The organism is Sphaerotilus hippei, assembly GCF_003201595.1.
Lineage (GTDB): Bacteria > Pseudomonadota > Gammaproteobacteria > Burkholderiales > Burkholderiaceae_C > Sphaerotilus > Sphaerotilus hippei.
In genome coordinates this window covers 59391-72318 of record NZ_QJJS01000010.1, presented here as the reverse complement: position 1 = coordinate 72318, position 12928 = coordinate 59391, and the positions used below count along the sequence as shown (strand labels likewise).

Genomic DNA, 12928 nt, shown 5'->3' with positions numbered 1-12928 from the left:
GATCCCATGCTGAGCATCGTCGTCGACGAACCCAACAGCCTCGCCGTGCGCGAGATGGCCCTGCCCGAACCCGCCGCCGGTGAAGTGCGCGTGCGCGTGCGATTCGCCGGCATCTGCGGCTCTGACCTGCACATCTTTCACGGCCAGAACCCCTTCGTGTCCTACCCGCGCGTGATCGGGCACGAGTTCTTCGGCCGCATCGACGCCGTGGGGGAAGGCGTCGATGCGGCCCGCATAGGCGAACGTGTCACGGTGGACCCGGTCATCAGTTGCGGGACCTGTCATGCCTGCCGCATCGGCCGGCGCAACGTCTGCAGCAACCTGAACGTGCTGGGCGTGCACCGCCAGGGCGGCTTCAGCCAGTATGTCTGCGCACCAGCGGACAATGCCTACCGCATTCCAGACAACGTCAGCGCCACCTGCGCCTCGATCATCGAGCCCTTCGCGGTGGCCGCCAACGTCACGGCACGCACGGGTGTACTCAAGGAAGACATCGCCCTGATCTACGGCGCCGGTCCGGTGGGCCTGAACCTGCTGCAGGTGCTCAAGAAGGTTCACGGCATCAAGGTCTACATCACCGACCGCCTCGATGAGCGCCTTGCACTGGCCCGCACCTGCGGTGCCGAGGAGGACGAGGTCATCAACACCACCGACATCACGCTGGCCGATGCCCTGAAGGCACGCGGCGTCGTCGGCGGACCGACCTTGATCTACGACGCGGTGTGCCACCCCAGCATTCTGGAGGAAGCCGTGCGCATCGCGGCCCCGGCAGCACGGATCGGCATCCTGGGCTTCTCGCCAACGCCGTCAGCCATCCCGCAGCAGGAACTGACCAAGAAGGAGCTGTCGCTGCATGCCTCACGACTCAACTGCGCGATGTTCCCGACCGTGATCGACTGGATCAGCCGTGGCCTGGTGCAGCCGGAACACATCATCACGCACCAGATCGACTTCCGCAACGTCAAGGAGGCGTTCGAGCTGGCCGAGCGCAACCCTCGCTACAGCTGCAAGGTACTGCTCGACTTCGGTTTCGACGAGACCACGAATGCCTGATCACGCCGGACTCGACGTCGTCACGGTCGGCGAAGCGATGGCCTTGCTGATCGCGCAGCAGGCCGGTGCGCTGGAAACCGTGCAGTCCTTCGCCCGCGCCACCGCCGGGGCCGAACTGAACGTGGCGGTCGGCCTGGCGCGCCTGGGCCTGCGCGTGGCCTATGTCAGCCGGCTGGGCGACGACAGCTTCGGCCGTCACCTGCGCGCCTTCATGGCACGCGAGGCCATCGACATCGGCCACGTAGCGACCGATCCGCTGCAGCCGACCGGCTTCATGCTCAAGTCACGGGTCACCGACGGAGGAGATCCGTCCATCGAGTACTACCGCCGAGGCTCCGCAGCCAGCCACCTGGGACCGCAGGACTTTCCGTTCGCCGCCTGGCACCGAGTGCGCCATGTCCATCTGACCGGCATCAGCCCGGGCGTGTCCGAGAGCCTGCGGGAACTGGTGTTCCTGATGGCCCGCACGGCCCGCCAGGAAGGCCGCACCGTCTCGTTCGACCCGAATCTTCGACCACGCCTGTGGCCTAGCGAAGCGGCGATGCGCGACACGCTGAACGCGCTGGCGGCTCACGCCGACTGGGTGCTGCCCGGACTCGCCGAGGGACGCCTGCTGACCGGAGCCGACAGCCCGGAGGGCATCGCCGACTTCTACCTGGCGCGAGGCACGCGCGTCGTCATCGTCAAGCTCGGGCCTGCCGGCGCCTACTACGCCGACAGCCAGGGCCAGTGCGGTACCGCGGCCGGCGTGCCGGTGCCATGCGTGGTGGACACCGTGGGCGCTGGCGACGGCTTTGCGGTCGGCGTGATCAGCGCCCTGCTCGAGGGCCGGCCCCTGGCAGAGGCGGCACGGCGGGGCAACCGCATCGGCGCACGCGTGGTGCAGTTTCCTGGCGACTGCGACGGCCTGCCGACCCGGCAGGAACTTCAGCTCGAGGCGCTCCGCTGAGCGGAAAATCGACAGGGGCCGGCCGCCTTCTGCTCCAGGCTCAGCCGATGAGCTGCCAAACCAGTCCGGCCACGCCGCTGGCCAGCACGACGGGGATCACCCCGGTCCTGAAGCGCAGCAGCGCCAGCGCGGCGGCGGCGCCGATCACCGCGCCGGCCCATTCGAAGCTGCCGGCGAAGCCCCGGGGCCAGAGCACGTGGAAGGCGAAGAAGACGGCGAGGTTGACGATCACGCCCACCACGGCCGCCGTGATGCCGGTCAGCGGCGCGGTGAACTTCAGCTTGCCGTGCGTGGACTCGATGAACGGTGCGCCCAGGAAGATGAACAGGAAGGACGGCAGGAAGGTGAAGAAGGTGACGACGCAGGCCGCCACGATGCCCGCCTGCGGCAGCGCCTGAGGCCCGAAGAGCGCCTGGCTCCAGCCGCCCACGAAGCCGACGTAGGACACCACCATGATCAGCGGGCCCGGCGTCGTCTCGCCCAGCGCCAGGCCGTCGATCATCTGCGGCGCGCTCAACCACTGGAAGTGCTCGACCGCCCCCTGGTAGACGTAGGGCAGCACGGCGTAGGCGCCACCGAAGGTCAGCAGGGCCGCCTTGGTGAAGAACCAGGCCATCCGGGTGAGCACCGCGTCCCAGCCCAGCGCCAGCGTCAGGCCGCCGATGCCCAGCGCCCACAGGCCCAGGCCGAACAGCAGCGCGCGCAGGAAACGGTCCCAGCGGAAGCGGGCGTGCTCCGGCGTGGGCGTGTCGTCGTCGATCACCGCCGGACCACGGGATCGGCCGGACGAGCCATGGCCGCCGCCGACGGCGAACTTCTGCGGGGCGACCCGGCCGCCGACGTGGCCGATGAGGCCCGCGGCCACCACGATCAGCGGAAACGGCAGTTCCAGCGCGAAGATGGCCACGAAGGCCGCCACCGCGATGCCCCAGAGCCAGCCGTTCTTCAGCGTGCGCGAGCCGATGCGCACCGCCGCCGAGACCACGATGGCCGTCACCGCCGGCTTGATGCCGTAGAGCACGCCGGCCACCGCCGGCACATGGCCCCAGGCCATGTAGATCCACGACAGCGCGATCAGGATCAGCAGCGAGGGCAGCACGAACAGCCCGCCGGCCACGATGCCGCCCCAGCCGCGGTGCATCAGCCAGCCGATGTAGGTGGCCAGCTGCTGCGCCTCGGGGCCAGGCAGCACCATGCAGTAGTTCAGCGCGTGCAGGTAGCGCCGCTCGGAGATCCAGCGCCTGCGCTCCACCAGGTCCTCGTGCATCAGCGCGATCTGCCCCGCCGGCCCGCCGAAGCTCAGGAAGCCCAGGCGCAGCCAGTACACGAAGGCTTGCCAGAACGTGGGGGCGACGGGTGCGGTGTCGGTGTGCGGTGCGTGGTCGGTCATCAGGTCGTCCCGGGGTCTGGTGCCAGGCCGGCCAGCACCGTGTCGAACAAGGGCAGCGCGGCGGCCAGCAGCGCATCGTCGTCGGCGTGCAGCGCCTGCAGGCCCCGCACCAGCAGGTCCAGGCCCGGGGCCTCGTCCTGCGGCGGGCCGCCCACGTCGAGCACGTGAACCAGCGCGGCCAGGCGCCTCAGGCCGGGCTGCGCCAGCAGGTCGAAGGCCTGCGCCACCACCTCGAAGGTCACCTGCTCGCCGACATGCGTGAAGCGGGCCCCGTCCAGGTCGAAGGTCAGCGCGTCGCGTGGCGCCTGGCGGGCATCGGCGAGCCAGACGAAGGTCGGCCGCCGATCCACGAAGCGGGTGATCAGCCAGGCCGTGGCGATCCGGTCCACCCACGGACGGGCACGTGTGGCCCAGGTGCAGCCCTGGTAGTGCGCCACGTCCAGCAAGGGCACGGCCTGCCCGGTGGCGACGGGCTCGCCGGGAGACCAGCGGCGCTCCAGTGCGGCCTGCAGCGCCGTCAGTCCGGCCCGGGCCTGCTCGGCAGGAGCGGCCGGAAAAAAATCGCAGGCCAGCAGGCCTTTCAGTTGCTGGTCCAGCTGGCGCAAGCCCCGCCGGGCCTCGGCCTCGGGGGCGGCGGACAGCAGCGAATGCGCCGCCTTCAGCGCCTGCTGGAACTCGGCGTAGTGCCCGGTGCGGTCGAACAGCGCACGGAAGACCGCCTCCTGGGCCTCGTCACGCGCGGGCACCTCCAGCAGGTGGGCCTGCGCACCGGCTGCGCGGATGGTGGCCTCCAGCGCCGGAAACGCCGCGGCCGAGCCGGCCTGCAGCGGCAGGATGTAGACCCCCTCGCGCAGCGTGGCGCAGTGGGTCGCCTTGAGCGCGCGCCAGACCTTCACCCGCAGCCCGCTGGGCGAGGTCGGCAAGGTGGCCGTGAGGATGAGCCATGACGTCATGAAGCAATCATCTCATGGAGAGACAAGTGTTCCATGAGTATTAAAGTCTGTTGCGCTCACCCGTTGCCAATGCTCACGTGGTCGTGATGCGACACGAGTCCCCACTCAACACACTGCCAGCTTGAATCCCTGCACCACCCGAGCCAGCTGATGCGCTTGTTGCCGCAGACTCTCGGCGGCGGCGGCACTTTCTTCTACCAAGGCGGCGTTCTGCTGCGTCACCTGGTCCAGTTGGTTCACCGCATCGCCCACCTGCTCGATGCCCTGCGACTGCTCCGCGCTGGCTGACGTGATCTCGGACACCAGATCGGCCACCCGCTGCACCTGCGTCACGATGACCTCCATGCGTTGCCCTGCACTGACCACCTGGTGGGAGCCGACCGAGACCTGTTCCACGCTCGCCGTGATCAGCCCCTTGATCTCGCGCGCGGCTTCGGCGCTGCGTTGAGCCAGCGCACGCACCTCTGCGGCCACGACCGCAAAACCTCGTCCCTGTTCACCCGCGCGGGCCGCCTCGACGGCGGCATTCAAGGCCAGGATGTTGGTCTGGAACGCAATCCCGTCAATGACACCGATGATGTCGTTGATGCGCTGACTGGACGCCTGGATCACACCCATCGTCTGGACGACCTCGCCCACCATCTGGCCACCAGATCGTACGGCGTCACTCGCCCCCAGAGCCAGTTGATTGGCCTGACGCGCGGTCTCGGCGTTCTGGGTCACGGTCGAAGACAGCTGCTCCATCGAAGCGGCCGTTTGCTGCAGGTTGCTGGCCTGCTCTTCCGTGCGCTGGCTGAGATCGGCATTGCCCATGGCGATCTGGGAGGACCCCGTGGCGATGGATTCGCTGCTCGCTCGCACCTGCCCCACGATGCCCACCAGCGACGCATTCATGTCTCGCAGCGCCTCCAGCAACTCGGCCAGCTCGTCGCGGCCTTGCACCTCGATGCTCGAGGTCAGGTCCCCGGCGGCAACGGTGCGAGCCACACGCACCGCCTGAGCGATCGGCCGAGTGATCGAGCGGGTCAGCCACCACGCGCACAGCCCCCCGGTCATCAGGGCCATGACACCCAGGCCCATCATCCACTCACGCTGGCCGTCCACCTGCCCGATCACCTGCGTCAACGCGGACTTCGCGAGCTCATCCTGCAGATCCAGCACCGCATGGGCGTGCTTCTGCAGTACCGCCAACGCGGGCAACGTTGCCGCCTTCATGTGGCTTTCCGCCCCCGCACGATCCCCCCCGTCCAGCAGCACCAGTGTCTGCGAGAAAGCTGCCACGAAGGCCTGACGCGACACCACCAGTTCGGCCAGCAGGGCCTTGCCTTTCGCCAGGTAGACCAAGCGTTCAAGCGTTTTCAGCGACTCGTCGACGGTCTGCTTGTTCCTGTCCATCTGCGCCCGCAACTCGCTGCGCTCGTTCGAGTCGCCAGCAAAGATCATCTTTGCCGTGATCAGTCCGTTTGCTTGCACAGTCTCGTTGAGCGTCGCCGCTGCCTTTGCCTTCACCATGTCCTGCTCCACCACGCGGTGGGCCAGGGTGCTGATGCGTGTCATCGACCACAGCGCTGCCCCCACCATGATGACCATCATCATCAGCACCAGCCCGAAGCCGCTGCCCAGACGCGCGCCCAGGCGCATCGAACGGAATTGATTCATGTTGACTCCCCACGTCACTGGCAGCACCCAGCCCCACCGGCCGACGCCCAGCTGCACCACTGTGCGACCGATGTCGACGGGGAGATCCATGGATCAAGTGGCGCCCCCCCCCGCTTTTCCTCGGTCGACTGGCCGTCACCTGCGCACGCTCAACCCAGCGCCAGATCGACCAGTTCCTCCGCAAAGGCGAACGAGGTCGACGCCCCCGTGCCACCGGTCACGATGCCCACCGCCACACCCGGCGCGGGCCGGGCCTTGTAGACCACGTCGCCGGCCGAGGCGTAGGTCCCCGTCCAGCGCTCGGTGATGCAGGCGCCGGGCAGACGCAACACACGATGCAGCTCGTCGGTGATGAGCTCGTCAATGTCGCTTCGACCGAACGGCGCCTCGGCATCGCCATAGACATGGCTGTCGCCGACCACCAGCGAACCATCGGCCGACTGCACGGCGATCAGGTGCACGCCATCACGCAAGTGCGCGGCTTGCTCGGTCTGCAGCAAGGCCTTCAGCGGCGCCGCCTCGGGCAGGTCGGCATAACCTTCGTAGCGCACCAGGCTCAGGTCCGACATGATCGAGCCCGGCAGCCGCACCGGCTGCGCCGGTCGCACCCGCATCATCTGCAGCGTGCACAGGCGGATGCCCGCCTGTGCGATCACCTCGGGGAACAAGGCGTCGAGCTCGTGCCCGGGACAGACCACACAATGCGCCGCATGGATCACGCCCTTGCTGGTGTGCACCTGCGGCAGGCTGATGCCCAGCACCGGCGTGTTCCAACGGAAGTCCACGCCCAGCGATTCAGCCAGCCAGCGGCTCAGGCGAGGGATCGCATCACGCGACTCGACACGGCGTTCGTGCGGGCTGTGCAGCACGCCCAGGCCGGCCTGCAGCACCGGCAGGTCGCGCGCAGCTTCAGAGACGCTGAGCAGGCGACAGCCCTCCCCCATCTCGGTGCGCAGGAAGGCTTCGAACACGTCCATCGCCTGCGGGCGCCGGGCCAGCACGTACAGGCCCTGGTGGATCACGTCGATGCCGGCCTGAGGTGCGATCCGCTGCCACACGTCACGCGTGCGCAGCGCACGGCGCCAGTGCTCGCCGCGACGCTGACCGGTGACGGTGACGAAACCGAAGTTGCGCACCGAGGCGCCCACGCACTGCGCGTGACGCTCGATCACCGCCACCCGCAGGCCACGCTGGCGCGCGGTGTAGGCCGTGGCCAGGCCGATGATGCCTGCGCCGATCACGACGAGGTCGTAGTGGGAGTCTGAAGTCATGGGCTGGTCTCGCGTGTCCGCTCTGCGGGTGTCGACTGGTGCACGGTGACGCGTCAAGGACGCTGGCCGCGGGCCAGGCGATGCTCGATCTCGTCCAGCACCGCGGGCAGGTCGGCCACGGTGTCGATCACGAAATGCGCACCGGCGGCGCGAAACACCGCACCGACACGCTCGCGCACCTCGGCGCGCTGCGCCTGGCTGGCGGCTTCACAATCGGCCAGGGTCCAACCGGCCGGGCTGCCCGAGAGCGCCACGCCCACGGTCCACATGCCGGCGTTCAGGCCCTCGGCAAGGCCGGGCACCGTATCGTCCACCTTCACGCAGTGCGAGACCGCACCGATGCCGAGTCGCTGCACGCACTCCAGCGCCATCCAGGGGCCGGGCCGTGCACCGGCGGTCAGGTCGTCGGCACACACGGTGCAATCGGGCACATAGCCCTGCTCGGCGGCCAGGGCCATCAGGCGGGTCATCACCCGGCGCGGATAGCCGGTGGTGGAGCCCAGTCGATGGCCCTGCTGGCGCAGTTCGTTCACCGTCTGCAGCGCCCCCGGAATCAGCGCGCTGTGCAGGCCCACCCGCTCGACCTGCAGCGGAATGAAGGTGTCATAGAGGTGGCGGATGTCGTCGTCGTTCATCGATCGGCCGAACTGCGCCGCCCAGCGCGCGCCCACGACCGGGTCGCGGCCCAGGGCCTCGATGTGCTGCCATTTGCCCAGGCCCATCGGGCCGCGGGCTTCGCGGAGCGTGAGGTCGAAGTCGAATGCGGTCCTGAAGGCATCGACAAAGATCTGCGTCGGGGCGAACGAGCCGAAGTCGACGATGGTGCCGGCCCAGTCGAAGATGACGGCTTCCAGGTGTTGGCGCATGGTGTGAAGTTTCCGTGGGTGAAGGGAGCCCTGGCGCGACACCGCTCAGCGGTGCGGCTGGCGCCAGGCCTGGTGTCGGCGCAGCAGCAGGTGGGCCAGGCCCGCGTGCAGCAGGCTGAACGTCGCGGTGGTCACCACGATCAGCGTGGCCATGGCCGCGGCCGGACCGAGCTCGCCGGCCTCGTCGAGGTTGAGGATGGCCACCGAGGCCGGCAGCGTGTGCGGCGCATAGAGGAACACCAGCGCCGACACCGTGGTCATCGCGTTGATGAACAGGTAGCGCGAGATGTCGAGCACCGCAGGCAGGCACACCGGCAGCGTCACGCGCCGGAACGTCACCCAGCGCGGCACCTTCAGCGAGGCCGACACCGCCTCGAACTCGCGGTCCAGGCTCTTGAGCGCGGTGAGCGCCGTGAGGTGGCAGGAGGTGTAGTGGTGCACCACGTTGACGATCACCAGGATCGTGAAGCTCTGGTACAGGCCGCCCAGCGGATGGCCCGGCTGGTTGAAGAACAGGATGTAGCCGATGCCCAGCACCAGGCCGGGCACGCCCATCGGCAGCGAGGCCAGGGCCTGCACGGCCGTGTGCAACCACGACCCGCGGCGGCCGGTCTTCTCCAGCAGGTAGGCGGTCACGAACACGAAGGGCGTGCCCGTCAGCGCGGTCAGCAGCGCCATCCACAGGCTGTGCAGGTAGGCGCTCAGCACACCAGCCTCGGCCAGGCCGTAGGCGTAGTGGTCCAGAGTGGGCGCGAGGTTGTAGGGCCAGAAGCTGATGAACGAGGTGGCCGCAGCCATGCCCAGCACGGCCACCATGGCGCCGGCCACCAGCACGGTGCAGATCAGCAGCGGCGTGTCGCGTCGCCCGTCGGGCTTGGGCACGTAGGGCACGGCCCGTGAGGTGAGACTGGCCTGCTGCCGACGCTGCACCTTCAGATCCACGGCGAAGGCCAGCAGCACCGGCATGAGCAGCACCATGGCCACCACCGCCCCGCGGCCGAAGTTCTGCTGGCCCACGGCCTGCACGTAGATCTCGACGGCCAGCACCTGGAAGTTGCCACCGATGACCTTGGGAATGCCGAACTCGCTGACCGAGTACGAGAACACCACCATCGCGGCGCTGATCAGGCCATATTTGGCCGAAGGCAGCGTGACGGTGAGGAACCGGCGCCAGCGTGTGGCGCGCAACGCATCGGCCGCCTCGTACAAGCGGCCGTCCGAAGTGGCCAGTGCCACGATCAGGATCATCAGCGCATGCGGAAAGCTGGCGAACACCGTGGCCATCACGATGCCCAGCGGGCCGTAGACGCTGGCGTCGCCCAGCCAGGGCTTGAGCACGCCCTGGGTGCCGAACCACTGGATGAAGGCGATCGCGCCGACCAGCGAAGGCCCGAGCAACGGCGACAGGCCCAGCAGGCGCCACAGTGCCTTGAACGGCATGCAGGAGCGCTGGATGGCATAGGCATACACGAAGGCCAGCGGCACGGTGATGCCGGTGACGACCAGGGCCACCCAGAGGGTGTTCCAGATCGCCGTGGCGGTGCCCGGCGCGCTGGCGAAGGCGCGGAACTGCGTCAGCTGCCAGCGCCCCTGGGCATCGATCAGGCTGTGGCTGAACAGCGCGCCCATCGGCAGCAGCAGGAACAGGCACAGCAGCGCCGCCGCCGCCAGCAGCAGCGCGGAGCTGCCACGCTCGCTGCGGCTCGGACGAGCGGCCCAGCCAGCACCCGACGTGAGGCTGCTGCTCATGCCGACACCTGCATCGGCAACAGCTTTCCGGCGGGAATGGCCAGGCGCAGCAGGGCACCGGGCTGGATGGGGCGACCGGCCAGGTAGTTGCTGGAGAACTGCGCCACGATCGGTGGCATGCCCCCCGCCACGGGCGTCAGCGTGACCAGCCAGAACGCGCCCAGGAACTCGCACTTGTCGGCATGGGCATGGAAGCTGTTGGCCACCGGAGCCCAGCCGTCGAGCAGGCTGATGTCCTCGGGACGCACATTGAAGCGGTAGCGCCGACCCGGCACCAGGCCGGCATGCGTGTGCAGCGTGAGGCCGCCATGCCGCACATGGTGCTCGTCGCTGGCCTGGGCGTCGATCAGGTTGCTGCGGCCGATGAAATCGGCCACGAAGTCATTGCTCGGCGCGTGGTACACGCCCTGCGGCGTCCCCACCTGCTGGATGCGTCCGCTGCGCATCACCACCACGCGGTCGGCCATCGACAGCGCTTCTTCCTGGTCGTGCGTGACCATGATCGTGGTCACGCCCAGGGTCTGCTGCAGCTTGCGGATCTCCGAGCGCAGGCGCACGCGCTCGATCGCATCCAGAGCCGACAGCGGCTCATCCAGCAAGAGCAGATCGGGCCGCGTGGCCAGTGCCCTGGCCAGCGCGATGCGCTGCTGCTGCCCGCCCGAGAGCTGCGAAGGGTACTTGTCCTCGGTGCCCGGCAGGCCGACCAGCGCCAGCATCTCGTCGACCCGCTGGCGGTGCGCCTCGCGGCCCGCGCGGCGCCGGTTCAGGCCATAGGCCACGTTCTGGCCCACATCGAGGTTGGGAAACAGCGCGTAGGACTGGAACACGATGCCGTAGTCACGCTCGGCGGGCGAAAGCCGGGAGATGTCGCGCCCGGCATGCACGATCTGCCCGCTGTCCTGATGCTCCAGGCCGGCGATGGTGCGCAGCAAGGTCGTCTTGCCACAGCCTGACGGGCCGAGCAGCACCACGAATTCACCGCGCGCGACCGACAGACTGAGGTCATCCAGCGCCGTGAAGGCACCGAACCGCTTGTGCAGGTGCTGGATCTGAAGATGGGACATGAACGCTCCGCCAGACAGGCAAGACCCGGCGGCACCGCAGGCAGGACGGCACCGCCGGATGGAATCACGGGAACCGGCTCACTTTTTCGGTTCGGACTTGGCGGCGTAGCGCTTCTGCCATTCGCCCAGGATGGCCTCGCGGTTCTTGCCCACCCACTGAAAGTCGTTCTTCACCAGGCGCTTCTCGTAGTCGGTCGGCACGTGCTTGAGGCGGGTGGCGATGCCGGGGATGGCGGTGATGACGAAGTTCTTCGCGTAGAGCTCGTTGGCCTCACGGCTGGCGGCCCAGTCGGCCAGCTTTCTGGCGGCCTCCAACCGAGGCGTGCCCTTGACGATGGCGATCGATTCGAGGTCCCAGCCCAGGCCTTCCTTGGGGAACACCACGTCGATCGGTGCCCCCTTCTGGCGGACCGTGTTGGCGCGGTACTCGAACGAGATGCCCACCGGGAACTCGCCCGCGCCCGCCATCACGCAGGGCTTGGAGCCGGAATGGGTGTAGACCGCCACGTTCTCGTGCAGCCCGTCCATGTAGTTCCAGCCACCCTTCTCGCCGAAGATCTGCAGCCAGGCCGTCACGTCCAGGAAGCCGGTGCCCGACGAGTTCGGGTTGGGCATCACAATCTTGCCCTTGAACTCGGGGCGCAGCAGGTCCTTCCAGCTCTCGATGCGCGGCAGACCCTGCTTGAGCGCCTCGGCCACGTTGTAGCAGATGGCGGCGCCCCACACGTCCATGCCGACCCAGCTCGGTGTGGCGCCCCCCGAATGGAAACGCGGGTTGATCGCCTTCAGGTTGGCCGGCGCATAGGGCTGCAGCAGGCCCTCACGCTCGAACACCACCATGCTGGAGGCGGCCACGCCCATCACCACATCGGCCACGGGCTTGCTCTTCTCGGCCAGCAGCTTGGCGGTGACGATGCCCGTGGAGTCGCGCGTCCACTTGATCTCGATGTCCGGATGCGACTTGTTGAAGGCTTCTTCATAAGCCTTGAGCTGGTCGGTCTCCAGCGCCGTGTAGACATTGAGCGTCGTCGGCTCAGCCTGTGCAGGCAGGACGGCGGCGACCGAGAGGCCGGCACACAGCAGGATGGGCGCGAGGATCTTCAGCTTCATGGCGGGGCTCCGTTGGGGATGAACGGACGGCAGGTTACGATCCCGAAGTGTCAGATTGTTGACAATCTACATTTGATGGAATCGCTCTACAATTCCCCTCGCCACCCCACCCGCGACACCCGATGAACGCCACGCTGCCCCACCCCGCCGAAAAGGCCCTGGCCCTCGTTCAGAGCACGTCGCTGACCCGTCTGGTGGTCGAGTCGATCGAGGACATGATTCTCGGCGGCGACCTGCTACCGGGCAGCAAGCTCAACGAGATGGCCCTGGCGCAGCGCTTCGGGGTTTCGCGCGGCCCCCTGCGCGAAGCCCTGCGCACGCTGGAGGAGTCGGGCCTGATCCGGCAGGAAAAGAACCGGGGCGCCCACGTGCGCGAGATCAGGCTGTCGGAAGCCGCCGACATCTATGACGTGCGTGCGGGGCTGGATGCGACGGCCGGCCGCCTGCTGGCCGGACGCATCACGGACGAACAGCTGCACACCCTGCGTGACATGACCGAGGCCATGCGTGGTGTCCAGCCCGCAGACGTCGATCGTTTCCACGAGCTCAACCTGGGCTTCCACGACTGCATCGTGGCGATGACCGGCAACCAGGTGCTGACCGAGCAATACCGCCGACTGTGCAAGCTGCTGGCCTTGTTCCGCCGCCGCAACCTGCTCGCCCCGCGGGCCATTCCACACTTCGCCGAAGAGCACTGCGCCATCGTCGACCTGCTCGCGGCCCACGATGGCAGGGGGGCCTCGGAAGCACTGTTCGCGCATGCGCAAGGCGGGCGCCAGCGCATGCTGAAAGGCGGCGAACTGGCCGGCATCGCCCCGGCGATCGAGAGCTGAATCGCTGCAGCAGATCAAGCAGGACCGTCAA

11 protein-coding genes are annotated in these 12928 nt (G+C 68.2%); 3 read left to right on the top strand and 8 right to left on the bottom strand.

Translation table 11 applies throughout. From position 1 onward, the window contains the following. Positions 1-6: 6 nt before the first annotated feature. Both C7444_RS11935 and C7444_RS11930 read left to right on the top strand, forming a co-directional pair. Positions 7-1053: a Zn-dependent oxidoreductase gene (locus C7444_RS11935; RefSeq protein WP_110401082.1), complete on the top strand. Its 1047-nt coding sequence runs from the start codon at positions 7-9 to the stop codon at positions 1051-1053. Continuing rightward, positions 1046-2002 carry a sugar kinase gene (locus C7444_RS11930; RefSeq protein WP_110401081.1) on the top strand — a complete coding sequence of 319 codons (957 nt, stop codon included), beginning with the start codon at positions 1046-1048 and terminating at the stop codon, positions 2000-2002. Before C7444_RS11935 ends, C7444_RS11930 begins: the two co-directional genes overlap by 8 nt. A gap of 40 nt (positions 2003-2042) precedes the next feature. Here C7444_RS11930 and chrA read toward each other — a convergent pair whose 3' ends face one another. The 8 genes from chrA to C7444_RS11890 all read right to left on the bottom strand — a co-directional run bounded on the left by chrA (position 2043) and on the right by C7444_RS11890 (position 12064). After that, the gene (gene chrA / locus C7444_RS11925) at positions 2043-3392 is read right to left on the bottom strand and encodes a chromate efflux transporter (RefSeq protein ID WP_110401080.1); all 1350 of its coding nucleotides are present in this window, start codon (positions 3390-3392) and stop codon (positions 2043-2045) included. After that, positions 3392-4345 carry a chromate resistance protein ChrB domain-containing protein gene (locus C7444_RS11920; RefSeq protein ID WP_110401079.1) on the bottom strand — a complete coding sequence of 318 codons (954 nt, stop codon included), beginning with the start codon at positions 4343-4345 and terminating at the stop codon, positions 3392-3394. The genes chrA and C7444_RS11920 overlap by 1 nt, the downstream gene beginning before the upstream one ends. A 105-nt stretch (positions 4346-4450) precedes the next feature. Further along, a complete protein-coding gene (locus C7444_RS20915) occupies positions 4451-6094 on the bottom strand; it encodes a methyl-accepting chemotaxis protein (RefSeq protein WP_211317538.1) in 1644 nt (547 codons plus the stop codon). Between the two features lie 59 nt (positions 6095-6153). After that, a complete protein-coding gene (locus tag C7444_RS11910; RefSeq protein ID WP_110401078.1) occupies positions 6154-7275 on the bottom strand; it encodes a TIGR03364 family FAD-dependent oxidoreductase in 1122 nt (373 codons plus the stop codon). Between the two features lie 53 nt (positions 7276-7328). Then, the gene (phnX, locus tag C7444_RS11905) at positions 7329-8141 is read right to left on the bottom strand and encodes a phosphonoacetaldehyde hydrolase (RefSeq protein ID WP_110401077.1); all 813 of its coding nucleotides are present in this window, start codon (positions 8139-8141) and stop codon (positions 7329-7331) included. 45 nt (positions 8142-8186) lie between these two features. Continuing rightward, positions 8187-9890 (bottom strand): putative 2-aminoethylphosphonate ABC transporter permease subunit, encoded by a 1704-nt coding sequence (locus tag C7444_RS11900; RefSeq protein ID WP_110401076.1) that lies wholly within the window; start codon positions 9888-9890, stop codon positions 8187-8189. Then, on the bottom strand, positions 9887-10954 hold the full coding sequence (locus C7444_RS11895; protein ID WP_110401075.1) for a putative 2-aminoethylphosphonate ABC transporter ATP-binding protein: 1068 nt from the start codon (positions 10952-10954) through the stop codon (positions 9887-9889). Before C7444_RS11895 ends, C7444_RS11900 begins: the two co-directional genes overlap by 4 nt. A gap of 78 nt (positions 10955-11032) precedes the next feature. Beyond that, positions 11033-12064, bottom strand: a complete 1032-nt coding sequence (locus C7444_RS11890; RefSeq protein ID WP_110401074.1) for a putative 2-aminoethylphosphonate ABC transporter substrate-binding protein — start codon at positions 12062-12064, stop codon at positions 11033-11035. A gap of 122 nt (positions 12065-12186) precedes the next feature. On the opposite strand from C7444_RS11890, the gene C7444_RS11885 reads away from it, so the two are divergent. Continuing rightward, positions 12187-12897, top strand: a complete 711-nt coding sequence (locus C7444_RS11885; RefSeq protein WP_110401073.1) for an FCD domain-containing protein — start codon at positions 12187-12189, stop codon at positions 12895-12897. The last annotated feature ends 31 nt before the right edge of the window (positions 12898-12928 follow it).

What these genes read in the sequence shown, in the direction of transcription:
- C7444_RS11885 (WP_110401073.1), top strand. Translation starts at nt 12,187, where the DNA reads ATGAACGCCACGCTGCCCCACCCCGCCGAAAAGGCCCTGGCCCTCGTT.
- phnX (WP_110401077.1), bottom strand. Translation starts at nt 8,141, where the DNA reads ATGCGCCAACACCTGGAAGCCGTCATCTTCGACTGGGCCGGCACCATC.
- C7444_RS11920 (WP_110401079.1), bottom strand. Translation starts at nt 4,345, where the DNA reads ATGACGTCATGGCTCATCCTCACGGCCACCTTGCCGACCTCGCCCAGC.
- C7444_RS11900 (WP_110401076.1), bottom strand. Translation starts at nt 9,890, where the DNA reads ATGAGCAGCAGCCTCACGTCGGGTGCTGGCTGGGCCGCTCGTCCGAGC.
- C7444_RS20915 (WP_211317538.1), bottom strand. Translation starts at nt 6,094, where the DNA reads ATGGATCTCCCCGTCGACATCGGTCGCACAGTGGTGCAGCTGGGCGTC.
- C7444_RS11895 (WP_110401075.1), bottom strand. Translation starts at nt 10,954, where the DNA reads ATGTCCCATCTTCAGATCCAGCACCTGCACAAGCGGTTCGGTGCCTTC.
- C7444_RS11890 (WP_110401074.1), bottom strand. Translation starts at nt 12,064, where the DNA reads ATGAAGCTGAAGATCCTCGCGCCCATCCTGCTGTGTGCCGGCCTCTCG.
- chrA (WP_110401080.1), bottom strand. Translation starts at nt 3,392, where the DNA reads ATGACCGACCACGCACCGCACACCGACACCGCACCCGTCGCCCCCACG.
- C7444_RS11935 (WP_110401082.1), top strand. Translation starts at nt 7, where the DNA reads ATGCTGAGCATCGTCGTCGACGAACCCAACAGCCTCGCCGTGCGCGAG.
- C7444_RS11910 (WP_110401078.1), bottom strand. Translation starts at nt 7,275, where the DNA reads ATGACTTCAGACTCCCACTACGACCTCGTCGTGATCGGCGCAGGCATC.
- C7444_RS11930 (WP_110401081.1), top strand. Translation starts at nt 1,046, where the DNA reads ATGCCTGATCACGCCGGACTCGACGTCGTCACGGTCGGCGAAGCGATG.